This window comes from Pseudomonas quercus (assembly GCF_012033695.1).
GTDB lineage: Bacteria > Pseudomonadota > Gammaproteobacteria > Pseudomonadales > Pseudomonadaceae > Aquipseudomonas > Aquipseudomonas quercus.
The window spans coordinates 386,624-412,006 of sequence record NZ_JAAVJI010000001.1 but is presented as its reverse complement, the minus strand read 5'-3'; the positions used below and the strand labels follow the sequence as shown (position 1 = coordinate 412,006).

The following is a 25,383-nucleotide window of genomic DNA, read 5'->3' as shown; positions in this document are numbered from 1 at the left end:
CTACAGTAGCGGCCGCGCCGTTGCTAGCGGCCTATGCCCACCGCCGGATGCCGCCATGACTGCCTCTACCCCTGAACACCCACCGCTCACGCCTGCGCTTGTGCTGCTGTTCGCCTTTTGCTGCGGCGCCATTGTTGCCAATATCTATTACAGCCAGCCCATCATTGAGCTGATTGCACCGGCCATTGGGCTGTCGGCGCATGGGGCCAGCCTGGTAGTGTCCCTGACCCAGGTGGGCTATGCCCTGGGGTTGTTCCTCTTGGTGCCACTGGCAGACCTGCTGGAAAACCGCCGGTTGATCCTCGCCACGGTGGTGCTGTCGGCACTCAGCCTGCTGGGGGCGGCCTTCAGTGTACGAGCAGACGTTTTCCTGGCCATTTCGCTGTTGATCGGCTTCAGCTCGGTGGCCGTACAGATGCTGATTCCCATGGCAGCGCACATGGCACCTGAAGCCAGCCGTGGGCGCGTGGTGGGCAACATCATGAGCGGCCTGATCTTGGGAATTCTGCTGGCACGGCCCGTTGCCAGCGTAGTAGCTGACCACTTGGGCTGGCGGGCTGTGTTTATCGTGGCCGCGGGCGTGAGCGTTGCGATCCTTGCCTTGCTGGCCTTTACCCTGCCACGCCGTCAGCCTGCCCACAGTGCCAGCTACGGCGAACTCCTGCTGTCGATGCTGCAACTGCTCAAACGTTTTCCCGCCCTTCGCGAGCGAGCACTCTACCAAGCCTTGATGTTCGGCGCGTTCAGCCTGTTCTGGACGACGGTGCCGGTTGAGTTAACGCGAGTGTACGGCCTTAGCCAGACCCAGATCGCATTGTTCGCCTTGGTGGGTGCCATTGGTGCGGTAGCGGCGCCCATTGCCGGCCGGCTGGCCGACGCAGGCCACGGGCAGGCTGCCACCTTGCTGGCTTTAATACTTGCGCCGCTGGCATTCCTGGTAGGGTGGCTGCCCAAAGGCGTGATAGCGCTAGCCATCACGGGGCTGGTATTGGACTTTGCCGTACAGATGAGCATGGTCACGGGCCAGCGCATCATTTATGAATTGGACGCCAGCAGTCGCGCGCGCTTGAACGGTCTATACGTGACCAGCATCTTCATAGGCGGGGCACTGGGCTCGGCGTTTGCCAGCAGCCTGTACGAGCGTGCCGGTTGGGGCGGCATTGTGGCGCTGGGTATGGCGCTGCCTGCCCTAGGGCTGGCGATCTTTGCACTGCGGTGGCGGCGGCATTCATAGGGCGCCGTGCAACTGCGCCTTCAGGAACTCCACCAGCGCCTGTACCGCACGGGCGCCTTGCCGGTGCTGCGGGTAGAGCGCTGACAAGGCCAGGGCTGCTGGCCGGTAGGTATCCAGCACGCGCACCAGGTGGCCTGCCTGCAGTGCATCGCGGACAATGAACAATGGCAGGTAGGTAACCCCCAAGCCACTGATGGCAGCTTCTCGCAGTACTTCGCCGTTGTTGGCGCGCAAACGCCCGGTCACGTGTATCACCTGCGACTGGCCCTCGTGCTCGAACCGCCACTGGCACACGCGGCCATGACCGTAGGGCAGGCAAGCGTGCCTGGCCAGATCACCTGGCGTGCCAGGGGTGCCATGGGCGGCCAGGTAATCGGGGCTTGCTACCCACACCCGTTCAACCTGGCCGATGCGCCGGGCGATCAGGCTCGAATCCTCCAACTCACCAATGCGCAACGCCAGGTCAAACCCTTCTGCGATCAGGTCCACAGAGCGGTCGCTCAGGTCCACTTCCACGGTCACCTGCGGGTAGCGCTGCATGAACAGCGGAAGCAGGCCGGCCAGGTGTTCTACTGCAAAGGACAATGGGGCGCTAAGGCGTACCGTTCCCCGGGGCTGGCCTTGGGCACTGGCAATACTTTGCTCGACCTGCTCCACCTCGTTCAGCAGCCTGAGCGCCGCCTCGTGGTACGCCTGGCCCAGGGGTGTGACATCCAGGCGCCGTGTGGACCGGTTCAGCAGGCGCACGCCCAGCCTTGCCTCCAGTTGCATTAGGCGCCGACTCACGAGTTGCTTGGATACCCCCAACTGGTCGGCGGCCGCTGTAAAGCTGCCGGACTCCAGCACTTGGGCGAACAGCCGCATGTCTTCGAAGGGGTTCATAAAGGCACCATTGTCAACCTGAGCGAGACAGTATTGCCCGGCTAGCCCGCTTAATACAGCGTTCCTACACCGGTAATATGGCCCCTACTGTCTCTATCGGAGTTGCCCAACATGCTAGCACTGCGAAAATCCAGCGACCGTGGCGTGGCTGACCACGGTTGGCTCAAGTCTTTCCACACCTTTTCCTTCGCGTCCTACCGCAACCCACGTGAACAGGGTTTCTCGGACCTGCTGGTCATTAACGATGACCGCGTGGCACCGGCCAGAGGCTTTGGCCAACACCCTCACCGGGACATGGAGATCTTTTCATACGTACTGGAAGGCGAACTGGCCCACGAAGATAGCCTGGGTACAGGTTCGGTGATACGCCCAGGCGACGTGCAGCTGATGAGTGCTGGCACCGGTGTCACCCATAGCGAATTCAATCACTCGGCCAGCGCGCCCGTGCATTTTTTGCAGATCTGGATTGTACCGTCTGAGCAAGGGGCTGCCCCTCGTTACCAGCAGCAACACTTCACACCTCAGGAAAAACGCGGCCGCTTGCGCCTAATCATTTCGCCAGAAGGTGCAGAGGGTTCCCTGACTGTGCGTCAAGACGCGCGGGTGTATGCGGGGCTATTCCAAGGGGATGAACGCGCCGAGCTGACACTGGCCGAAGAGCGTTACGCTTATGTTCACGTTGCCCAAGGCAGCGTGACCCTCAACGGGCAGGTACTGGTCGAAGGTGACGGTGTGCGGGTGCGAAATGAACGCACCCTAACCCTGACCGATGGCCAGAACGCTGAGGTACTGGTGTTCGACCTAAGGCCCAACGAATTACCAGGCCTGTAACTCGGCCCATACGCCCACCCGCACAGCAAAGCAACTCGACAGGCTAACTGCGGTCAGCTTCATAACCAGCACGGTTACGGAGCCGGCCGTAGGCCGGTCCGCTAATCGACTCATCGTCGACCAAGGACCCAAACCATGCAAGTACCCTCCACCCTGTCACCTGCTGATCGCGAAGCGCGCGACCGCCTGAGCACCGACACCATTCGCACCCTGAGCATGGACGCGGTGCAAAAGGCCAACTCCGGCCACCCAGGCACCCCCATGGCCCTTGCGCCTGTGGGCTATACCTTGTGGAGCCGCTTCCTGCGCTATCACCCCAAGCATCCCGATTGGCCTAACCGCGACCGCTTTGTGCTGTCAGCCGGGCATGCGTCCATGCTGCTGTACTCCCTTCTGCACCTGGCCGGTGTGGTGGAGATCGATGCCGATGGCAAGCCCACGGGCCAGCCTGCCGTGAGCCTGGAGGACATCAAGCAATTCCGCCAGATGTCGTCCAAAACCCCAGGGCACCCTGAATACCGCATGACCACAGGGGTTGAAACCACCACAGGCCCCCTGGGCCAGGGCTGCGCCAACAGCGTGGGCATGGCCATGGCCGGCCATTGGCTGGGCGAGCGTTTCAACCGCCCTGCGGGCACCTTGTTCGATTATCGGGTGTTCGCGATCTGCGGTGACGGCGACATGATGGAGGGGGTCAGCAGTGAAGCGGCTTCCCTGGCGGGCCACCTGAAACTGGGCAACCTGTGCTGGCTGTACGACAACAACACCATTAGCATTGAAGGGCACACCGAGTTGGCGTTTAGCGAAAACGTCATCACCCGGTTCCAGGGCTATGGCTGGAAGACTGTACACGTCACAGACGCCAACGACACAGCAGCCCTGGCAAACGCCCTGGAAGGGTTTGATGGAAAAGGCGACGCACCGCTGTTGATCGTGGTGGACAGCGTGATCGGCTACGGCGCCCCCAACAAACACAACACCGCGGCTGCCCATGGCGAGCCCTTGGGGGAAGATGAAATTCGCCTGGCCAAGACCGCCTATGGCTGGAACCCTGATGCACAGTTCAGCGTGCCAGACGATGCCAAGGGCTGGCTTGAGGCGCTGCTCATCGAGCGCAACCAAAGCACTTACGAGGCCTGGGAGGCCAGCCTGGCTGCCCTCCAGCAACAAGCTCCCGCCTTGGCTGAGGATCTGAAGCGCATGCGCGCCGGAGAGATGCCTGAAGGTTGGGAAGCGGCCATCGAACCGTTCCCCACGGACGCCAAGGGCGTAGCAAGCCGCCAGTCCGGCGGCAAGGTCCTTAATGCCTATGCTCAGCGTATCCCTTGGCTGCTGGGCGGCTCGGCTGACCTTTCACCTTCCACCAAAACCAACCTGACGTTTGACGGTGCGGGCAGCTTCCAGGCTGGGCACTATGCAGGCCGCAACCTGCACTTCGGGGTGCGCGAGCATGCCATGGGTGCCATCGCTAACGGTATGGCGCTGTGTTATGTGCGCCCTTATACCTCGACCTTCCTGGTGTTCAGCGACTACATGAAGCCGCCCATTCGCCTGGCTGCGATCATGGAAGTGCCGGTAGTGTTCGTGTTCACCCATGACTCCATCGGGGTGGGTGAAGACGGCCCTACTCACCAACCCATTGAGCAACTGGCCCAGCTACGGGCAACGCCCGGGGTATTGACCCTGCGCCCCGGTGATGCCAATGAAACAGCCCAGGCCTGGAAAGTGGCATTGCAGCAGACCCACAGGCCCTCCTGCATCATTCTCAGCCGTCAACCTCTGCCTACCCTCGACCGTGAACGCTTCGCCAGTGCTGACAACGTGGCCAAGGGCGGCTACGTATTGGCAGACAGCCCTGCCCCTAAAGTGCTCCTGCTGGCAACGGGCAGTGAATTGAGCCTGGCCGTGGAGGCTTACGAGCAGCTTAAGGCCCAGGGTGTCGACAGCCGCGTGGTGTCCTTGCCGTGCTGGGAGCTTTTCGAAGAACAGGACAAGGCCTATAAGGACAGTGTATTGCCGCCTTCGCTTACGGCGAGGGTCGCCATCGAACAGGCAGGCCCCATGGGCTGGGACCGTTATGTCGGCAACACCGGCGCCAAGGTGGTCATGAGCACCTTCGGCGCCTCGGCGCCCATCGGCAAACTGCAGGCCAAGTATGGCTTTACCGTGGAGAACGTGGTGAAACTGGCCAAGGAACAGATCGGGTAAACCCACGGTCCAGGGCCGCCTCCGGCTTGACGGTAGGCGGCCCGGCCGCTTGTGGGAGCTCGCGCAGTGGGCGGATGGAGAGTCGCCGTAACGCTGCAACCTCCATGCTCTAGGTTCCCGGCCTCCGCCACTGGCTTCGGCCGGTCCCCCAGCGCTATTGTCTAAGGCCGATTAGGGCAATGACGCACTGACCACACGCAACGCCAACCCTTCGTACGGGTCGAGCGTGATGGTAAAGGCCCCGTCCTCACTCAAGTCCCCTTCCACTCGCTCGTTGATGATGTCCACGACCGGCCCCGGTGCGATACCTGGCAGGTGCAGGGTTTCCACCAGAGCCTCACTGCCAAAGTTCAATGCGGTGATCTGCGTACCCCGGCCAGCGGGCAGCTCATGAACCATAATCAGCAACGAAGGGTGTTCAGTGTCGGGCACCAGGATCTGCTTACTGGCTGCAATGTCATAGGCACGGCGCACCGCGAGGATTTTCTTGAGCTGAGACGCAAAGGAATCCGGGCGTTGCAGTTGGTCCACGATGCTGCCGTACAAGCTGCGGGCCTTTGGCATACCCCCTGTGGACACTGTTGCAGTAGGGTCAAGATCCACCAGGTCATAACCCCCCCGGTGAATCCAGCGTGTATCGCCGTCTTCCATCAGGTGGGCTACCTGATCGGCGGGCAATGGCAATGCACCGGCCAAATCCCAGCCGGACAAGGCGAACACGCCCGGCTGCATGGCGTTGTACATCACCAGCAGCAGGTGAATGTGCTGGATGCGCTGAATGTCCTCTGCCGTCAGCGTATCCAGGTCGCGAATGCCCAGGGCGGCGGTGATGATGCTGGCCGTTGTGCAAGACACGCCATTGGTCACGAACTTGAGGTTGTAGGGGGCATGTTCACCCGCCAGCCGCTCGTACATTTCTTCGCGGATGTGTTCACGCAAGATGTTGCCGGGGAATGTCTGCCCTTGGTACATGAACTGGTCATGGGCATGCAGCGTCCAGAAGTGCACCAGCTCCAACGTCAGTTCATCGTGGTTCTGCAAGGCATGGATCAAAGACGCAGGGTCTACGTTGAAGCGGTGCATTTCCTTGAGCATCAGCCGCAGGAATTCCGTGCGGCCTGTGAGCAATGCATGCTGGTAGGCCGGCCGGGTGATGAAGTCGTAGGACAGGTCAGCCCCGCCATGGGACATGGCCGCAATGTCGTCGATGGTAAGGTTCAGCTCCTGGAAGCTGAAGCCGCCGGCCTTGCGAATGGCGCCCCCCAGCAGCTGGTTGCCGTTGACCGACAAGGGATGGCTTTCAGACCAGGCATTGCCTTCTGGCCGGCGTTCTACACCCAGGAAGCCGTTGGCATCCAGGCGCAGCACGCGGGCGCCCACCACGTCGATGGCGTGCAAAGCGTCACCAATAATCATTTGCTGTGCGGTAAAGCTGGGGTCCAGCCAGTTCAGCGAGGGCTGCCCTTCCTTGAAGTAGTGCAGGTACACCCAACGCCGTGCCTTACCGTCTACACCCACGATAACAGGCGTGGCGCTCCAGTCGGTTTCTTTAACCCCCGGCTCAAAGAAGATCACCCGCTGTAGCTGCCCTACGATGTAGTGCTTGTCTCGCAGGGTGTCCACCAGGGCAGGCGACAGGTTCACGGCGTCACGGCCTGCCGGCACCTCAGGCAACAGGGCCCAGTCCTCTTCCCGTATTTCCACCATGTGGAACAGGCCGGGGTATTCTTCATAGGCCATCTCCGCCAGGCGCCAGTCTGCGCCTTTGCCCGTATGAGAGGGAATTGCGTCCTCGATCACTACGGCGTTGTGGGCTGCAGCCAGGCGCGCCAGCCCTACCAGTTCAGCCTCTGTGCCTAGCGAGGGGTCGATCTCAAAGCTGATACGGTCAAAGTTGCCGTCAATGGTGGGTGTGTGGGTGCGCCCACGAAGGCCACCTGAGAGCTTGAGCGGGCCATTATGAATGCCCTGAATGCCAATCTCAGACAGCGCATGCCACAAGGTTTCATCACCCAGCGCCTGCAACACCGAGCCGCCCTCGCGGGTCACGATGGAGGCGGGGTAGGCCGTGAACCAAACCGACGCAATGGCAGTAGCATCCCGCGGACGGGCCTGGGCGAACGGCCGCTGCCATAAACGGGCCTGGCCCGAATACAGCTTGGCACGCTGTTTGGCGGCGTTGAGCATGGAATGCTCCACCAGCCAGCGCACGTGATCCGGATCGGGGGTGGTGGTCATAGAGGTACCTTCCGTTGCAGTGGATTAGGTTCAGAGTGCGAGGCACGACGAACGTTGCATCGGGGCTGTTGCCCTGAGCAACGGTTACCGACGGTTGCACCCTGCAGGCATGGCAGTCATGATTCGTGCCTTGGCCCTAAGAATTGCCGGAGCACAGCGAGCCCGCATGCATCACAGCCACTCCCCCCTTCCTCTTGCACGACGAAGCCCGGTCATAGTGGCGTTGCTACTGATCGTGATCATCGTGCTGTCGTTGGTAGGCTTCGATGTCTGGCAGAGCTGGACCTTGCGCAACCAGACCCTCAACGCGGCCGCGGCCAATGCTTCCAACATGGCGCGCTCCATGGCCGAGCATGCCGGGCATACGTTCGAAGAAGCCGATACCGTACTGATTGGCCTGGTGGAGCGGATGCAGGCCGATGGCGTGAGCGACGATGTGCATCGTCAGCGCCTGCATCGCCTGATGAAACGCTTGACCGGTTCGCTCACTCAGCTCCACGGCTTGTTCATCTACGCCGCTGACGGCCACTGGCTGGTTACCTCTAACGATGACTACCCAGAAGGTGCCAACAACGCTGACCGGGACTACTTCGTTTACCATCGCACCCATACCGACCTCTCCGCTCACATAGGGCCGGTGATCCGTAGCCGCTCCACCGGTGAGCTTGTCGTCACCCTGTCACGGCGTATCAATGATGCCGAGGGCCGGTTTGCGGGTGTTGCATTGGCTACCCTCAAGGTGGATTACTTCAGGCGCTTCTACGAAAGCTATGCGTTGGACCCCAACGGCGTGATCAGCCTGGTGATGGCCGATGGCACTGTGCTGTTGCGTCGCCCCTACGATGAAACCCTCATCGGCTCCAGCCTCGCCCACGGTGTCGTGTTCTCCCAGCTATTGCCGGTTACCCACGAGGGTACTCGCATGCTGACCTCCATCGTTGATCGCGTGGAGCGGCTCTACGCTTACCGTCAGGTCAGCCAATACCCCTTGGTGGTACTGGCGGCTGAATCCAAGTCCTTTCTGCTCGCCAACTGGCGCAGTAACCTGCTGCACACCGCGTTGGTGATTCTGTTGTTGCTCTCGGCCACAGGCGTGTTTGGGGTGATGTTGATTCGTCAGATACGGCAGACGGCGTTAACCGAGGCTGAATTGCGAGACGCCCATGCAGCCTTGGAACTGATGGCCATGCAGGACAGCCTTACGGGCCTGGCTAATCGGCGGCAACTGGAGGATGCCCTGCCCCGGGAAATTGGCAGGGCGCGCCGAGAGGGCAGCCCCCTGGGGTTGATCATGCTGGACATCGATCACTTCAAGGCGTTTAACGACCTTTATGGTCACCCCGCTGGAGATACCTGCATACGTGAAGTTGGCTTGGCACTACTTGCTTGCGTTGGCAGGGCGGGTGACCTGGTGGTGCGGTACGGTGGCGAGGAGTTGCTGGTACTGCTGCCCCAATGCGACCTGCCGGGCACGGTGCGCGTGGCCGAGCGCATGGTGGAGGCCGTGAGAAACTTGAACATCCCTCACGGCGGCAGCCCCTACGGCCACGTGTCTATCAGTGCAGGCGCCTATGTCTGGCAGGATACGGAGCTTCCAGCCCGCCCGCAGGCATTGGTTGAAAGCGCCGACGCTGCGCTGTACCGCGCCAAGGCACAGGGCCGGAACCAGGTGTATCCTGGGGCGCCTGACGCCTGATCACTTTACGCCTGCACCACCCGTAATTGCCCCAGTTCCAACAGGCTGAAGTACCCCTCGCTCCAGCCGGCCGTGTCGATGTGCCACACGTTCCCCAGCCGTCGCGGGCGCTGCAAGGGGGTGTGGCCCACCACCACGGCACGCACGTCGCGAACCTCGCTCTCATCACGCGCCTTGAGGCGCGCGCGAGACCATTGGAAGGTTTCCTCAAGCTCGATCGCATAAGGCAGGGCACCCGACAGGTAGTCACGCAGCGTGGTCCAGCTTGAGAACGGGCAGTGAGCATGCACCATGCCTACCAGCCCTTGGGCGGTCTCGATTTCCAAGGCGACGGGCAGCTGGGCGAAACGCTCGGCGTATTCGCGCTGTTGCGAGGCTGGGCTGTCCATGAACCAGGCGCCACCACTGCTGAGGTAGTCACGAGGGTCCAACTGCGGGTCTTGGTCCACGTACTGGCGAGTGAGCACTTCGTGGTTACCCTGCACGGCGTGGAACCAAGGCTGGTTCAGCCATTCCAGCGCCCTTGGGCTCTCAGGCCCCCTGTCGACCAGGTCGCCTACACTGAATAACCGATCACGCTTTGGATCGAAGCGTGCGCGCTCCAGCGTGGCCTCCAGCCGGCTGAAATGCCCATGAATGTCGCCTACCGCATAATCGCGGCCTTGGGTGTTAGGCCCGTAGTGTTTGAATCGCGCCATGGCGTGCTCCTAGGCCGGCTCGGTCAGTGTTCTGCATTGAGCACCAGCGAACTGCGAATTTCCAGCACCGCACCTACGTTAGCCTGGTATCCCGCTGGCGTGCCTGCATAGGACAACGCCCAAGCCTTGGCTGGCCCTGCCGCGGCTACCAAGGTTTGCGTGATAACTGGGCCGCCGTTAAGCGTAATGGTGCAGGTGGTTTCTGCAGCAGGTACATCATTGAGGGTGCTGGCTTTCACGCGTGTGCATGCGCTTTGATAGCCGCCTTGGGAAAAGTTCTTTTGTACAACAGTGCGCATTTCCAACACCACGCCCGCTACATTGACCACGTGCCCAGGTTCGACCGGGCTTTGGCTCAGTTCTACCACCATGGCAGGGTCGCCGTTTGCATCGGGTTTCACTGCACGTTGGCGAATGACTTCACTGCCTGCTTCAACTGGAATGGGTTCTACCTGCCAACCCGGTGGCCAGTCGACAACTACCTCGCCCGCCATGGCCGTTCCTGCCAAGACAAGGAGAACACTCAGGTGTATAGCGAAGCGCTTCTGCATGAAAGCGACCTGCCCGCAAAAAGCCCACAGTCTCGCAGCCACCGGAGGTTTCGTACAGCACCCTTGGGCATCAATGAAGCACCCCGCCGAATCAGGAGGCGCGCAGGGGAACCTTTATCCTGACGGCTACCTCCCTACTGTACCCCTGACAAAAGAGGCAGCGAACATGATTCCCCAAACCCAAGGCACTGAAGAGCAAGGCCCCAGCGGCGTCCCCTTCGTAAACGACCCGGCCAAGCCCGCCAATGGCGGCAAAGGCCTGAATGATCCGTTCAATGAGGACCCCGGCTCCGACCTGGATGACGCGCCGGTGCCTCTGATCGATGAGGACGAGCAACCAGAGTAAGCACACCCTTGCAGCGGCCAATTCCCCGGAACAGACACTTCGGGGAACTGCCAGCGCTCCGGTTGGGTCGGTATCTTCTGTACTTACCCGAGGCCTACCAATGGAGCTGATCCCTGAGTCCTGGCTGGACCGCATCCCCTTGCCCTGGCTAAGCACCCTGATCGCCGCACTGGCCGCTGTGTTGTTTGTGCTGTTGATTCGCTGGCTGGGGTTAGGCCTGCTGCGCCGCGTGGCCCGCCGCATGTTGCTGGCCAGGCAGCTGATATCCAAATCTCGCCGCCCTTCTCTCTGGCTACTACCCCTGCTGGCCTTGCAGTCTGTGTGGACCTCTGCACCGGATGACTTGCTACTTATCAATACCGTCCGCCATGTGAACGGGCTGTTGGTCGTAATGGCCTTCACTTGGCTTGGGGTGCGCTGTGTGGCCGCAGTCGCCGACACTATCGCCATCCGCAACCCGCTGGATATCGAGGACAACCTGACAGCGCGGCGCATCCAAACCCAGGTACGCGTACTGGTACGTTGCCTTAACGTGGTCGTCATTCTGTTTGGCACAGGCCTGATCCTGATGAGCTTTCCGGCCGTTCGCCAAGTCGGCACCAGCTTGCTAGCCTCCGCTGGGCTGGCCGGGCTGGCAGCAGGTTTTGCGGCAAAACCTGTGCTTGGCAACCTAATCGCTGGGCTGCAGATCGCCATCTCCCAACCTATTCGCCTGGATGACGTGGTGATCGTGGAAGGCGAATGGGGCCGCATCGAAGAAATCACCGGCAGCTATGTGGTGGTGAAAATCTGGGACGAGCGCCGGCTTGTCGTGCCGCTGACCTACTTTATCGAGAAACCGTTCCAGAACTGGACCCGTAGCGCCTCAAGCCTGATCGGGTCGGTTTTCCTGTGGGTGGATTACTCCATTCCACTGGAAGCGTTGCGTACGCAGGTGAAGCTGATCTGCGATGAGATCCCCCACCTGTGGGATGGCCGCGTTTGCGTGCTACAGGTAACCGACACCAGCGAGAAGTCCATGCAGTTGCGCATCTTGATCAGCTCTCAGGACTCATCCCGCAACTGGGATGCCCGGTGCCACGTGCGCGAACGCCTGATTACCTTCATCAACCACGAATTTCCTCAATGCCTGCCTCAGCTGCGCGCCGAAATACAGACGAAGACGATCCGCCCCGATGCTCATCAGCCCATCAAGACTGAGGAAATCGAGCGTCAACCACCGGTATGAATGTTGTTCTTATGAGGGGCCCGCTGCGCGGACACTGAGGCGTAGAGATCGATTACAGCGTTTGTTCGGTTGCCGCCATGGACTGAAGCACGACGGTTTTCTGTGCATCGGTCAGGTGGTCCCAATACTGGGTTTTGACATACATGCCAAGGCCGCCAGCAATGTACAAGCACAGCACCACGATGGTCAGAATAGCCAGCGGTGACGTGCCTGATTCGGCGTCATCCGCAGTGGCTGAGGACGTGAACAGGTCCTGGATGCGTTTGAAGAAGTGAGTCAAGTAGAGCAATACTTGGCGACCCATGATGATCGTTCGAACCTCGCTTAAAGACGGAAATAAGTTAAGTGGCAGGCCTGGCGAACCCCATAAGTCTGCCGGCTGTCAACAGTTGTATGATAACTGAATGTGAAGTAACCAAATAGTTAGCCTGCTTGGCATTACGACGAACGTCATGCGGCAATCCGCCTCACCCCCCTTTATTTGCCGGGCCTAGGCGCCCTTCGCACACGGGAGACTCCATGCATTATCGCGTATTGGGCAACACCGAACTCAAGGTCAGCGCCATTGCGTTGGGTACCATGACTTGGGGCGAACAGAACACTCAGCAGGAAGCCTTCGAGCAGATCCGCCTGGCCAAAGACGCTGGGGTAACCTTTATGGATACCGCCGAGATGTATCCCGTACCACCTCGCGGCGAGACGTATACCAAAACCGAACAGATTATCGGCAACTATTTCCGCGAGCATGGAGACCGAGCGGACTGGGTACTGGCCAGCAAGGTTGCTGGCCCGGGCCGCATGGACCATATTCGCGATGGCAACCCGCGCCTGGACCGCAAAAACATCATAGCGGCCCTGGATGCCTCGCTTAAACGCTTGAATACGGACTACCTGGACCTCTACCAACTGCATTGGCCAGACCGCAAAACCAACTTCTTCGGCGTCTTGGGCTACCAGCACGATGCCGACGATGTGTTTACCCCTATCGAGGAAACCCTTGAGGTGCTCGATGAGGTGGTGAAAGCCGGCAAAGTGCGCCATATCGGCCTGTCCAACGAAACCCCGTGGGGCACTCAGCGTTTCCTGCACCTGGCGCAAACCCGTGGCTGGCCGCGTGCAGTGTCTATCCAGAACCCCTACAACCTGCTCAATCGCAGCTTCGAGGTCGGCCTGGCAGAGATCGCCCTGCGCGAGTCCATCGGCCTGCTGGCGTATTCACCGTTGGCGTTTGGCGTGCTGTCGGGTAAATACCTGCAAGGCGCTCGCCCTTCCACAGGCCGCCTGACGTTGTTCGAGCGTTTTCAGCGTTACAACAACCCACAAGCGGAGGCCGCTGCGACTGCCTATGTGGCGTTGGCCCGCGAGCATGGGTTGGACCCTGCGCAAATGGCGTTGCAGTTCGTAACTGAACAGCCCTTTGTGACCAGTAACATCATCGGCGCTACCACGCTTGAACAACTGCGCAGCAACCTGGGCAGCATCGACGTGAAGCTGAGCGACGATGTACGTGCAGGCCTTGAGGCCATCCACAAGCAATATCCCAACCCAGCGCCGTGATCCCATGCCCGGTGTCGCATGCGGCGCCGGGCCAGCCGACAGAACCATTCGCTGTATCGCCGCGTCGTAACAGAACACCAACACGACGAAGGCTTATTCCATGCACCTGCCCCCCCACGCCCGCTTCAAACCCTATACCCATTCGGCAGGCGGTTGGGGGTCGGCCCACTCTGTAGCTAACATCCTGTTTCGTGAGCGAATTCCTGCCAAAGCCGCTTTGGCGTTGTTCAAGCAAAACAAACCTGATGGCTTCTCGTGTGTGAGTTGCGCCTGGGCCAAGCCAGATAATCCCCACTTGCTGGAGTTCTGCGAAAACGGCGCCAAAGCCACGGCCTGGGAGCTGACTTCGCTGCGCGCTGATGAAGACTTCTTCAGCAAACATACCCTGGCCGAATTGCGAACCTGGCCAGACTACGACTTGGAGCAGCGCGGCCGGCTGACCCGCCCCATGCGCTACGATGCCGCTACGGATACCTACAAGCCCGTTCCCTGGGCCGAAGCCTTCGCTGCCATCGGGCAAACCCTCAAGGCATTGCCGCGTGAGAGCGTTGTGTTCTACGCCTCAGGCCGGGCCTCGCTGGAAACCTCGTTCATGTACCAGCTGATGGCCCGGTCGTACGGCAATAACCACCTGCCTGACAGCAGCAACATGTGCCATGAAAGCACTTCAGTGGGCTTGCAGGAAAGCATCGGTGTCCCCGTGGGTACCGTGACCCTCAATGACTTCAAGCACACCGATTGCTTCCTGTTCTTTGGCCAGAACGTGGGCAGCAATAGCCCGCGCATGCTTCATCCTTTGCAGGAGGCTCGTAAGCGTGATGCCCAGATCATCACCTTCAACCCGCTGCGTGAACGGGGGCTGGAGCGCTTCGTCAATCCTCAGAACCCCCTGGAAATGCTAGGCCCTGACTCTACCCCCATCAGTACCCAGTACCACCAGGTGGCGCTCGGCGGAGACCTGGCCGCCATGGCCGGTATGATCAAGGCATTGCTCGCGCTGGAAGCTGAAGCCGTAGCTGCCCATAAACCCAGTGTGCTGGACCATGCCTTTATCGCTGAACACACCACAGGGTTTGACGCCTTGGTGCAACAAATCGAGGGTTACTCCTGGGCTGAGCTGGAGCGCCGCTCCGGGCTGGGCCGCAGTGCACTGGAAGCCGCCGCCCAGGTGTATGCGCAAAGTGAGCGCGTCATGGGCGTGTATGGCATGGGCCTGACCCAGCACCGCCATGGCGTGGCCAACGTACAAATGCTGGTCAACCTGCTGTTGCTTCGCGGGAACATAGGCAAGCCTGGTGCCGGTATTTGCCCTGTACGCGGGCATTCCAATGTGCAAGGCCAACGTACCGTGGGTATTACCGAAGACCCTAAAAAAGTGCCTGGCGAACTCATCCAGCAGGTGCTGGGCGTCACCGTGCCGGAAGAGAAAGGGTTCTGCACGGTAGAGGCGTGCGAAGGGCTGCTGGATGGTCGCGTTAAAGGCTTTATTGGGCTGGGCGGCAACTTCATCCGTGCCGTACCTGATACCTCTCGTTTGGAACCCGCTTGGCAGCAACTCGACCTCAATGTGCAGATCGCCACCAAGCTCAATCGAAGCCACCTGTTGCCCGGTGCAAACATGTGGCTGTTGCCGTGCCTGGGGCGCATCGAGATCGATCGCCAGAATGGTGTGGAGCAGCAATGGGCCATCGAAGACAGCACAGGCTGTATCCATGGCTGGCATGGCCACAGTGAGCCGGCCAGCGAGCATCTGCTGTCTGAACCGGCCATCGTGGCAGGCATCGCCGAGGCCACACTGGAGGCAAATCCCAAGCTCGACTGGAACGCCTGGCGCCAGGACTACCGCAAAGTGCGGGAAGCCATCGCGGCGGTGTATCCCGACATCTTCCATAACCTGGAAGTGCGCATGGCCGAGCCTGGTGGTTTTCATCGCCCCTTGGCGGCTACCAAGCGGGAATGGAACACAGAGAGTGGCAAAGCGCAGTTCACCCTCATGCCTACCTTGGATGCCGACGATGACGTCAATGCCGGTACAGGCCGCCGTGACGTGCTGCAGCTGATGACTATGCGCAGCAATGACCAGTTCAATACCACTATTTATGGCTACGACGACCGTTTCCGCGGTGTGAACGGCACCCGTAAAGTGCTGTTCATGAACACCAACGACATCGCGCGCCTGGGCTTCGTGGCGGGCGACTGGGTCAAGGTCACCACGGCAGTGGAGACTGCCGTGCCACGGGTAGTGGGGCCCCTGCAAGTGCTGCCCTACGACATTCCCCAAGGCTGCTGCGGTGGCTATTATCCGGAGTGCAACCCGTTGGTGCCGCTGTGGCATCACGCTGAAAAAAGCAAAGTGCCTGCGTCCAAAGCTATTCCAGTGACCTTGATGAAAGTGCCTGTGGAGGCCGGGGCCGTGCCGATTGACTTGAAGCGCGCCTAGGGCTCACGGTAGGTATATGCGCCAGTCCGTGGCTGGCGCTGCCCTTCAGTGACGTGTACAAGCCTAGGCGTTGAGGTTGATTACCCCTGCCCCCTCGATATTGACCGTAACGCCCTGCACCTCGATGGTCCCATCCTGTTTAAGCCTGAGCACACTCTTTCCCACTTCGAGGGTGATCTGTGTAGCCGCAGTGAAGTGGATAGCACCTTCCTGCGCCTCAACCCTATAACCGCCTTCCTCTACGGTGACGTTAACGCTTTTGCGGACGGTTTCCACATGGTCGCCCTGTACCGAAACGCAGCGGGTCCCTCCTACCCGCTGAAGGTCATCGGTCTCTACCTCTGTCAACATTTCACGCTCGGCATGGATGCACAGTTGCTCTGCGCCGAGCTTGTCTTCGAATCGCAAGAAATTGGCCTGTGACGCTTGGCCTTTGATAGACCGAGTCATCATGCCGCTTTGGGTCTTGTTGGCCGGCAGCTCCCAGGGCGGCGAGTTGCTGGCGTTATACAAACTGCCCGTGACCAGGGGGCGATCAGGGTTTCCCTCAAGGAACTCAACCACCACCTCATCACCCACACGCGGAATGCGAATGCTGCCAAACCCCGCGCTGGCAGCGGGCTGAACCACTCGAACCCAACAGGAGCTTTGATCATTGAACTGGCCATACCGGTCCCAGTGGAACTGGACCTTGATACGGCCCAGGGAATCGGTATAAATCTCTTCGCCCTTGGGCCCAACCACTACCGCCGTTTGAGGCCCCATGATGGTAGGCCTGAGCCTGTTCAATGCCGGCCGAAAAGGCACTTTTGCCCGCACACACTCAAATGTGTTGCTGTACTGAGCGCTCTGATGGGAAAGGTAGTTGTTCATGCCTGAATGGTGGACAGCCATGGGCAGGAATATGCGGTCGTCTGCCAGGCCCTTGTCGTGTTCATAATGGCCTTGGAGTTCAAAGGTGTGGCCTACACGTAGCGCCCGGCAATCGCTTCCCCCTTTGAACGCTTTGCCGCCCAGCTCCAGCAGCTCGATCCGCCGGCGCAACAGCGCCTCCCCTTCTTCGTAATTCTGATGGGTGTAATGGCCCATGTAGTCATACAGTTCGAACGTAGGCGCATCCCCTTGCTGGTTCAACGTTTTCATATGAACAGGCAGGCGATTCCGGGGCTGCCGGTAATCGAAGGTTTGCGTTGCCAGTGCGCCCGAATGAAGCGAACGTGCCGCCGTCCATTCGAAGATCGACCCTACTTCTGCCATACCGATGTCAGGCTGGTAGGCGATGACGGGATGTTCCGGGAGGGCGGAAAAAAGGGTGGTATCGTCGCCTATGATCATTCTGTGGCTGTCGGCCGTATGAACAAAGTAGAAGTATAGCCCTTCGTCTTCCAGCAGGCGCAATACAAAGTGGTAATCGCTTTCACGATACTGAGTAACGTAACTGCGCACCTTCAACGGCTTGGCGAGCTGAAACTCATAGTCCGCCAGGGTCCCATAACGGGAAAACACGTCACTCACCACATCCGCTACAGTTTTCTCATGAAAAATGCGCGCATCATGCCGCTGTTCCAGCAGGCTTAACCATGAGCCCAGTACTGCTGAATAATGGCACGTGCCATCGTCGCTGCGCCGCTTGCTGAAGCCTGAGATCACCCCATTGATAAAACGGCTACCACCGCTTTCTAGTCGAATTTTCACCGTGGCCCGTTGGCCTAGGGCAGACTTCAACTTGATGTTACGGTCTTCACACACCAGCTCCAGCCTGAAACCGAAATCCTCGGACAGACCCTCAGCGCCGGTAAATGAAGACAACACGAGTTCATGCTCAGACTTCAGGGTGGTATGCAATTGGAACAGGCGGTTTTCCTGGGCGGTGAAGAGTGAGTCTAAACGGTCAAGCATGCGCAACTCCTTGTCATAGGGATAGGCCGACACCCCGTGCCGGATGGGTCAGTTGAGTCGTCAGGTAAATGCATGGCGAAGCGAGGCAAGCCATTTCAGGAAGCGGGGTGTCCACCAGCGGGTGCGGGCTTGGCGGATATCGTCTATTTGCATGAAAACATAGGAAACTCCAGTTTTGCGCTGTTTTAAGCGGAGCACTCTGAGGTTTGCCATTACGTTTCTAAGACGGGTTATCATGTGGATGACGAGTACAAGAGAAAAAACTCCACATAATGTGATTGTGAATTTTGGGCCTATCGCTCCATAAACGGATTTAGCGATCAGGGTACTCGCGCCACCAATCAACACAACAACACCCATCGAGTTTTTACTCCCCGTACTATTTATTATTTTTACCCTATTATCTTTGAACTCAAAAATGTCCGTATGAACCTTCGACAGATGAGCCAAGACCAACAGAATCACAAATAGAATTATTGTAGACGCGCTTACGAACAGGGCGCCAGGAGTGTCTTTTCCAAACCATTCAAAGTATGAGAAATACATAGCCATGGCGCAAAACAGAGCAAAAATAGCTATTGCACTAAAGAACACTGTATAAATATAATTTAAAAAGCTTTCATTAAAATGCATTAGATATGTAGCCCAGAAAAATAAACATAAAAACACACCAAAAAAAACCCACCCATACCCAGACATCATCCCTCCCGCCAAGCTGATCATCACATAAGATAAGAGAAAAACACGTATTACGCTCCGTAACTCACCAGCATCAGGCATCGCATATCACCTATAATTATAATTACCCAAGCTTTTATCCCACCCCATAGAATCAATGAGATAAGACGCACCCAAACCTGCTATGAAACTTTCACCAATTACCACTACCAGTCCTATCATTCCTAGACCAGCAACGCCGCAAACTATAGCTTTTAGTTTTCCTCCAACAATACCTGCAATGGCTGAAGCCACATTCGCCGGCCGATTATAAATCACCCTCTTACAAAACTCGCTTATGGTAGTAGCGCTTTTGTAATCCAAATACGCTTGGGGCCCTACCGCCAGCACCTTGCCTGCCACGTTGCTTGTAGAGTACTTCAATAACCCCCTTGCCCAGTCTGCGGCTACCCAGGCCCGTTTTGACAGCGCCCGCCCGGCACCATAAACCGCCACATTTACTTTACCCCCCTGCCATGTAGCGAGAGGTATATTCCATAGCTTGGGCGGTAACATGGATTTGGAAGTACCTCTACATTATAGGCCATCGAAGAATAAGCCATCCTGCGCTAACTCTTTATAAAGTCCTGAAATCTGTATCATCCTGAGTGGACCCTAAAAGATGCTAGCCACTTGACTAAGCGCGGCAACCACCAATGACTACGTGCCTGACGGACCTCCTCTATTTCCTCGAAGGTGTACTTGATATTTTCTTCACGCTCCTTTCTTGCAAGTACTCTCAGTCCTGAAATCATGTCCCGAAGCAGGTAGAGCAGGTAGCATCCGCAGGCAGTACAGAGTATCCCTAACACCACCCAAGCAATGTAGGAAGGCAAAGACCCAACAATAGCCATGGTCAAGAATAACGACAACGACGACACGATTATAGACAAGCTATTAGAAGAGCCGGCAACATTTACCAACTTAACTCTTTTGTTCTCGACAACAAAAGGCATAGTCTTGCTGCTTCTCAAGCACAACCAAGAAATAACCATTATCACTATCAATAATGGTAATATGACCAAAATAAAATTTAAATATTTAGACATATTTGGAACAGCCCCAAAAACCGTATGAAGCATTATCATAGCAAGATGGGTGGGGACAAAAGCCAGACTAAAAATAACCGTGGCCGCATGGCGAATGTAACCCTCATTGAAATTTAAAAGGTATAGCATCCATATGAGGTACAAAATAATTCCAATCCCCAATATTAACCAGTAATAAATATCTCCCCAAGGCGCAGAGCATGCGACGATGGAAACGCCCCAAAACATAGACCAGCAATTTTTTTTAGAAATATTGAGCTCATCATACTTAATACTCAGCCAGAAATATAGTTGCTGATTATTTTAGGAATACCATGTGATTTTATAAACTCCTACTTACTTAGCCTTGCGACACAGCCAATACCTAAAGAAAATACGCTTACTGCACCACTACACTTACCAGACCGCGCATGGAGTTATTCGATGGCCGACCTCAGAGAACCATGAACTAATTATAATCGATCAACCCTTACAACAAGAATCATTTCGCGCTCAACTTCCGGAAAGAAGCCAACCATTTGATAAAACGCATTAGCAACCATCGGCTACGAACTCGACGAATCTCCTCAATATCCATGAAAGTAAACTTCAGTGAATAGGTCTTTTCCAAAGAGAGTAAAATTCTTACACCTCGCACTCTATGCCTTCCTATGGTCAGCACAACAATAGTTAAAAGTGGTGTCAACACCAAGCATAGAATCAACTCCAATTCCCCCCTTAGAAATATAATTGCTAAAGCAGCGAGGGCGATTACCGTTATAATCATGATCCAACATAATCTTACCTCCATACGCGCGTTCCCTTTCCACTCTCCAAGTTTTACGCCGCTACCCTGAATCACGTATTGAAAGTATTTGGAAGGAGAAAAATACGCAATCGCGAATACAGTTAACACAATGGAGGGCGAACCTACTACCAAAGCGAGGCGCGCAGCACCTTGAATTCCTACATCATCTACATATATCGCAGCTGAGGCAAAAGACATGTAGGTCATGAATACAACACAGCTGGCAGACGTGCTAAATTCAAAAAAACATAACGCTCACACCAATAAATCTTATATAAAGTCCAAGCTAACAAAGCCAACATCATGCTTGCGACAATGACTAGATAACCGGTGAGACCCAACGGCAAAAATACGCATAAAATTGAAATAAGAATAAATTCTGAACGCGCTGCATCACGTATATCGACAGCCCCCTCACTACTGTTCATCTATAAAAAAACCTCCGATTGCCTTGTCTGTTTTTGTAACAACAAACGCATGCTGAGTTGCTAAAGATCCCATCCAGCCAATCGCAATTATCACACCTAAAGCTACACCCCGACCTACAAGGCGTAAAGATACTAATTCTAAGACAGTCTTCACCATTGCAATTCCCGCCACTGCTGCCGTCACATTCGTCGGCTGACTATAGGTCGACTACTTGTAAAACTCTCTCATCGTTGTAGAGCTTTTATAATCGAAGTAAGCCTGCGGCGCCACCGATAGCACTACGGCCGCCACACTGTGCGCGGAGCACTTCGACGACCTACGTCAAGAGACGAGAATTTATTTGTAGTTAACCAACCATTACGATAAGGATTATTTCGTATTCAACCCCCTAAAAGAAACCAACCATTTGATAAAGCGTATTAGCAACCACCGGCTACGAACTCGACGAATCTCTTCTATATCCATAAATGTAAATTTCAGCGAATAAGCTTTCTCCAAAGATAGCAAAACCCTTACACCTCTCACTTTTTGCCTTCCTATAACCAACCCAGCAATAGTTAAAAGTGGTGTCAATACCAGGCATAGCACCAACTCCAATGGCCCCCGTAGGAATATCATTGCTAAAGCAGCTAGGGCGATGAATGCAATAATCATGATCCAACACAACCTTACCTCTAGACGCGCATTCCCTTTCCACTCTCCGATTTCTACACCGTTACCCTGAATCACGTACTGGAAGTGTTTAGAAGGTGAAAAGTACGCAAATGCGAAGGTCATAAAGACTACCGAAGGCGACCCAATGACCAATACCAGTCGTTTAGCGCCTTCAATTTCTAGCTGATCAGCATATAGACCAGCCGAAATGAAGCACATGTAACCCATAAATAAGGTAAAGGTCGAAATAAAAGCAAAAACATATAAAACGTAACGTTCACACCAATAGATTTGATATATAGCCCAGGCTGTAGACATTAATAGCATGCTTGTGACAACCCAAAAATAATTTGGAACATCCCATGGAGCGAACACGCATAAAAACGAAATAAGCACGAATTCTGCCCTTGCCGTATTACATATATCAACAGCTCCTTCGGTCTTAATCATCTGTTAAAAAACCACCAATGGCTTTATCTGCTTTTGTAGTTACAAGTACATACTGGGTCAACAAGGAACTTATCCAGCCAACTGCAATTAGCACACCTAATGCCATACCTCGACCAAGAGGATGTATAGAAATTACTTTTAATATAATCTCGCCTGCTGCTATTCCCACAACCGCTGCCGTCACATTCGTCGGCTGACTATAAGCCGACTTCTTGTAAAACTCCCTCATCGTCGTAGAGCTTTTATAATCTAGGTACGCCTGCGGCCCCACCGCCAGCACCATACCTGCCACATTGCTTGTAGAGTACTTCAATAACCCCCTAGCTCCATCTGCGGCTACCCAGGCCCGTTTTGACAGCGCCCGCCCGGCACCATAAACCGGCACATTCACTTTACCCCCCGCCATGTAGCGAGAGGTGTATTCCATAGCCTGCGCGGTAGCAGGGATCTGGAAGTGCAGTGTTCCACCCAACCAAACCAGCTTTATATTGCCTTTGCTGATTTTCTTGGCCGAACGGGCGCCGGCCTTGCCGCGGTTGTCTATCCAACGCTTGAGCTGACCCTTCTGCTCCGGCGACAAATCCAGCAGATCGAACAAGCGCTGGTTCTTGGCCGTTGCCGCTGCAAGGTTGGCGACATTGACGACTGTACCTGCCAGGTTACCGGGCGAGAACAGCAGCTGCCCTACCTCGGGGATGCCGACGGCCAGTTCTTGAATGTGCTTGAGTTGCTCTACTGTCACCTCAGAGGCCACGGCCAGCCGTCGCAGCAACTGCTGTAGCAGTGTTATCGACTCCTCCACCTCCATCGTCGAGAGCCCCTCAGCGGAAGCAAGCTGGTAAGCCAGAAACACAGCGGCGTTATAGTCACTGGTGGCATAAAGGCTTGGTGGGAGGAACTGCCCAAAGCGCTGGTTGGCAATGACGTCTGGCCAAGGAAGTTCACCCTCGCCCAAGAGCCCCTCTTGCCTGGACAGGCCTCTGGGATTGGCGACCGTGCAGCGCGGGTAGTTATCCACAAAGGCCTCCAACACGCCCCTGAGCCCGGCAGCCTTCAACCCCATAAACATGTTTCATCAAATACTGGCTCCTTGCCTAAGATGATCGAATTTAAGTGCTCGCAAAACCAATAGAGCGTAACCCTTAACCTTGAGCGACGGAAACGATACCTTAGAAACAGCAAAGATCAACCCTTCAAATGTTCTGATTAGTTCGTAATAGCACAGGGCGAACGGACACTTTCCTACAAATCAGGGGAGTACTTACATGCCGAATAGCCGTTCCCCTTGATCTAGAGCCACGGGATTAACAGATAACATGAAACTAATAGTTACAAGTTCATTGAATCCCAAGTAAGTAGTGTATTGATCCAGATCAATTTTTGTCGATGGCAGCGCTCGCTTGCTCCGATGGTTCGCTTTGGCTGCCATTTGTAGGCATAAGCCATCAAGCGCCGCACCACTGTACAAATATACACATATTCCGCTTGCATCCTTTGCCCCGCAGCGCCATCCTTGCTGGCGTCTGGCGAGAGGTAAATGTATGCGGCTGTTCCTGTGTGAAAAACCGTCCCAAGCGAGGGACATCGCCAATGTGCTGGGTGCCCGTGGTAAAGGAGACGGGTGCCTTACAGGCAACGGGGTAACGGTTAGTTGGTGTATCGGCCACCTGCTTGAAACGGCACCGCCAGATGCCTACGACCCGCGTTACAAACAGTGGAGCCTGGATCATCTGCCAATTGTGCCGGAACAATGGCGCATGCAGGTCAAGCCTAAAACGGCCAGCCAGTTCAAGGCTGTGAAACGTCTGCTTGGCCAAGCCACGGAAGTGGTGATTGCCACGGACGCAGACCGTGAAGGTGAAATGATTGCCCGCGAGCTGCTGGACCATTGCCGCTACCGGGGGCCCATACAACGGCTATGGTTGTCTGCCTTGGACGATGCTTCCATCCGCAAGGCGTTAGCGGACATCCGGCCAGGTGCGTCTACCTTCAGCCTGTACCACTGTGCCTTGGGCCGTTCCCGTGCAGACTGGCTCATCGGCATGAACCTCAGCCGGCTGTTTACCTTGCTGGGCCGCCGTTCCGGTTATCAGGGTGTGCTGCCCGTGGGCCGTGTACAAACCCCTACCCTACGGCTTGTAGTGGACCGGGATCGCAGTATCGCAGCCTTCGTACCGGTGCCTTGGTGGGGTATCGATGTTCGGCTTTGCGCCGAAGGCCAGGTATTCACAGCCCAGTGGCAGGCACCAAAGGCGGTGTGTGACGAGGAACGGCGCTGCTTGCAGCAGCCCATTGCCGAAGCCGCTGTGGCAAAGATGAGCCAGGCCAGCCACGCCAGTGTCACGGATGTACGTACAGAGCGCATCAAGGAGGGTGCCCCGCTCCCCTTCGACCTGGGCACGCTGCAGCAGGTGTGCTCACGCAAGTTGAGCCTGGGCGCTCAGGAAACGCTGGACATCGCCCAGGCCTTGTATGAGACCTACAAGGCCATCACCTACCCGCGCAGCGACTGCGGCTACTTGCCGGTGAGCCAGCATGGTGAGGCCACCGGCATTCTGGCAGGGCTGAGCCGAGCGGATGCAGGCCTTGCATCGGTATCCCCATACCTGGACCCTACCCGCCGTTCCCGTGCCTGGAATGACGCGAAGGTCTCGGCTCACCACGGCATCATCCCCACGGCCGCTGCTCCGGCACTGGACCGGCTGCCGCCTAAATACAAAGCCGTGTACACGCTGATTCGTGCGCGCTACCTGGCCCAGTTTCTGCCAGATCACAGTTATGACCGTACGCGAGCGACGTTCGACTGCGCAAGCGAGGTACTACTGGCGGTTGGCAAATGTATGGTGGAGCCTGGCTGGAAGCGCGCCCTGCCTGAAGCACTTGCACCACAACCTGGGCGAGAGCCACCCCAGCCTCTACCGCCGCTGGCCTCGGGCGATATGTGCCCTGTACGTGAGGTTCAGCTCAAGCACAACTGGACACAACCCCCTAAACCGTTTACGGAGGGGGACCTGATCAGCGCTATGAAAAACGTGGCCAGGCTGGTTGAGGACCCAAAGCTCAAGCAGAAGCTGAAGGACACCACAGGCATTGGTACTGAGGCTACGCGGGCCGGCATCATTCAAGGGCTACTGGACCGCGGCTACCTGCTTAAAACAGGTAAAGCGCTGGCTGCCAGCCCAGCAGGTTGTGGCCTGGTCGATGCCGTTCCGCGATCCATCACCGACCCCGGCACCACTGCAGTATGGGAACAGGCGCTGGATATGGTCCAAAGTGGTGAAATGACTCTCGAAGATTTCCTGGCCAGGCAATCCGCATGGATGGCCAAGTTGGTAGAGCGTTGTCGGGGGCTGAATGTAGTGATCACCGGCCCAGCGCAGAAGCCGGCCTGGGGGAAGAAACGCAAGGGCGGAACCGCCCGGAAGGCTACAGGGGCGAAAGCTGCGCCTGGCAAAGGGCGCAAACGCGCAGCTTCAGCGAAATGAGGCG

General features: G+C 56.9%; 20 protein-coding genes. 9 read left to right on the top strand and 11 right to left on the bottom strand.

Annotated elements, in window-relative coordinates; genetic code table 11:
* Positions 1–55 precede the first annotated feature (55 nt).
* On the top strand, positions 56–1,234 hold the full coding sequence (locus HBH25_RS01800; RefSeq protein WP_168080912.1) for an MFS transporter: 1,179 nt from the start codon (positions 56–58) through the stop codon (positions 1,232–1,234).
* Here HBH25_RS01800 and HBH25_RS01795 read toward each other — a convergent pair.
* Complete coding sequence (locus HBH25_RS01795; RefSeq protein WP_168080910.1) at positions 1,229–2,116, bottom strand: LysR family transcriptional regulator; 888 nt, start codon at positions 2,114–2,116, stop codon at positions 1,229–1,231. The two genes, HBH25_RS01800 and HBH25_RS01795, sit on opposite strands and share 6 nt — an antisense overlap.
* Before the next feature lie 111 nt (positions 2,117–2,227).
* On the opposite strand from HBH25_RS01795, the gene HBH25_RS01790 reads away from it, so the two are divergent.
* Both HBH25_RS01790 and tkt read left to right on the top strand, forming a co-directional pair.
* Positions 2,228–2,947, top strand: coding sequence for a pirin family protein (locus tag HBH25_RS01790; RefSeq protein WP_168080908.1), 720 nt, complete (start codon positions 2,228–2,230; stop codon positions 2,945–2,947).
* A gap of 135 nt (positions 2,948–3,082) precedes the next feature.
* Positions 3,083–5,155 (top strand): transketolase, encoded by a 2,073-nt coding sequence (gene tkt / locus HBH25_RS01785; protein ID WP_168080906.1) that lies wholly within the window; start codon positions 3,083–3,085, stop codon positions 5,153–5,155.
* A 171-nt stretch (positions 5,156–5,326) separates the two neighbouring features.
* Here tkt and treS read toward each other — a convergent pair whose 3' ends face one another.
* Positions 5,327–7,393, bottom strand: a complete 2,067-nt coding sequence (gene treS, locus HBH25_RS01780) for a maltose alpha-D-glucosyltransferase (protein ID WP_168080904.1) — start codon at positions 7,391–7,393, stop codon at positions 5,327–5,329.
* A gap of 118 nt (positions 7,394–7,511) precedes the next feature.
* Here treS and HBH25_RS01775 point away from each other — a divergent pair, with 118 nt between their 5' ends.
* On the top strand, positions 7,512–9,089 hold the full coding sequence (locus tag HBH25_RS01775) for a sensor domain-containing diguanylate cyclase (protein WP_218585480.1): 1,578 nt from the start codon (positions 7,512–7,514) through the stop codon (positions 9,087–9,089).
* Positions 9,090–9,094: 5 nt separating this feature from the next.
* Here the strand turns inward: HBH25_RS01775 and HBH25_RS01770 are convergent, their stop codons facing one another.
* On the bottom strand, positions 9,095–9,787 hold the full coding sequence (locus HBH25_RS01770) for a metallophosphoesterase (RefSeq protein WP_168080891.1): 693 nt from the start codon (positions 9,785–9,787) through the stop codon (positions 9,095–9,097).
* A gap of 23 nt (positions 9,788–9,810) precedes the next feature.
* The gene (locus HBH25_RS01765; protein WP_229631776.1) at positions 9,811–10,281 is read right to left on the bottom strand and encodes a DUF4946 domain-containing protein; all 471 of its coding nucleotides are present in this window, start codon (positions 10,279–10,281) and stop codon (positions 9,811–9,813) included.
* Positions 10,282–10,504: 223 nt separating this feature from the next.
* On the opposite strand from HBH25_RS01765, the gene HBH25_RS01760 reads away from it, so the two are divergent.
* Positions 10,505–10,684 (top strand): hypothetical protein, encoded by a 180-nt coding sequence (locus HBH25_RS01760; RefSeq protein WP_168080887.1) that lies wholly within the window; start codon positions 10,505–10,507, stop codon positions 10,682–10,684.
* A 100-nt stretch (positions 10,685–10,784) separates the two neighbouring features.
* Positions 10,785–11,912 carry a mechanosensitive ion channel family protein gene (locus HBH25_RS01755; RefSeq protein WP_168080885.1) on the top strand — a complete coding sequence of 376 codons (1,128 nt, stop codon included), beginning with the start codon at positions 10,785–10,787 and terminating at the stop codon, positions 11,910–11,912.
* A 52-nt stretch (positions 11,913–11,964) separates the two neighbouring features.
* Here the strand turns inward: HBH25_RS01755 and HBH25_RS01750 are convergent, their stop codons facing one another.
* The gene (locus HBH25_RS01750; protein WP_168080883.1) at positions 11,965–12,216 is read right to left on the bottom strand and encodes a hypothetical protein; all 252 of its coding nucleotides are present in this window, start codon (positions 12,214–12,216) and stop codon (positions 11,965–11,967) included.
* Between the two features lie 215 nt (positions 12,217–12,431).
* Here HBH25_RS01750 and HBH25_RS01745 point away from each other — a divergent pair, with 215 nt between their 5' ends.
* Together HBH25_RS01745 and HBH25_RS01740 are read left to right on the top strand one after the other, a co-directional pair.
* Complete coding sequence (locus HBH25_RS01745) at positions 12,432–13,469, top strand: NADP(H)-dependent aldo-keto reductase (protein ID WP_168080881.1); 1,038 nt, start codon at positions 12,432–12,434, stop codon at positions 13,467–13,469.
* Between the two features lie 100 nt (positions 13,470–13,569).
* The gene (locus HBH25_RS01740) at positions 13,570–15,909 is read left to right on the top strand and encodes an FdhF/YdeP family oxidoreductase (RefSeq protein ID WP_168080879.1); all 2,340 of its coding nucleotides are present in this window, start codon (positions 13,570–13,572) and stop codon (positions 15,907–15,909) included.
* 63 nt (positions 15,910–15,972) lie between these two features.
* Here the strand turns inward: HBH25_RS01740 and tssI are convergent, their stop codons facing one another.
* The 6 genes from tssI to HBH25_RS01710 all read right to left on the bottom strand — a co-directional run bounded on the left by tssI (position 15,973) and on the right by HBH25_RS01710 (position 22,912).
* A complete protein-coding gene (tssI, locus tag HBH25_RS01735) occupies positions 15,973–17,808 on the bottom strand; it encodes a type VI secretion system tip protein TssI/VgrG (RefSeq protein ID WP_168080877.1) in 1,836 nt (611 codons plus the stop codon).
* A 60-nt stretch (positions 17,809–17,868) separates the two neighbouring features.
* Positions 17,869–18,588, bottom strand: a complete 720-nt coding sequence (locus tag HBH25_RS01730; protein WP_168080875.1) for a hypothetical protein — start codon at positions 18,586–18,588, stop codon at positions 17,869–17,871.
* A 1,467-nt stretch (positions 18,589–20,055) separates the two neighbouring features.
* Positions 20,056–20,559: a hypothetical protein gene (locus tag HBH25_RS01725; RefSeq protein WP_218585479.1), complete on the bottom strand. Its 504-nt coding sequence runs from the start codon at positions 20,557–20,559 to the stop codon at positions 20,056–20,058.
* Between the two features lie 5 nt (positions 20,560–20,564).
* Positions 20,565–20,789 carry a hypothetical protein gene (locus HBH25_RS01720; protein WP_168080871.1) on the bottom strand — a complete coding sequence of 75 codons (225 nt, stop codon included), beginning with the start codon at positions 20,787–20,789 and terminating at the stop codon, positions 20,565–20,567.
* A 370-nt stretch (positions 20,790–21,159) separates the two neighbouring features.
* Positions 21,160–21,894 carry a hypothetical protein gene (locus HBH25_RS01715; protein ID WP_168080869.1) on the bottom strand — a complete coding sequence of 245 codons (735 nt, stop codon included), beginning with the start codon at positions 21,892–21,894 and terminating at the stop codon, positions 21,160–21,162.
* Positions 21,887–22,912: a hypothetical protein gene (locus HBH25_RS01710; RefSeq protein ID WP_168080867.1), complete on the bottom strand. Its 1,026-nt coding sequence runs from the start codon at positions 22,910–22,912 to the stop codon at positions 21,887–21,889. The genes HBH25_RS01715 and HBH25_RS01710 overlap by 8 nt, the downstream gene beginning before the upstream one ends.
* Positions 22,913–23,435: 523 nt before the next feature.
* Here HBH25_RS01710 and HBH25_RS01705 point away from each other — a divergent pair.
* Positions 23,436–25,379 carry a DNA topoisomerase III gene (locus HBH25_RS01705; protein WP_168080865.1) on the top strand — a complete coding sequence of 648 codons (1,944 nt, stop codon included), beginning with the start codon at positions 23,436–23,438 and terminating at the stop codon, positions 25,377–25,379.
* Positions 25,380–25,383: the final 4 nt, after the last annotated feature.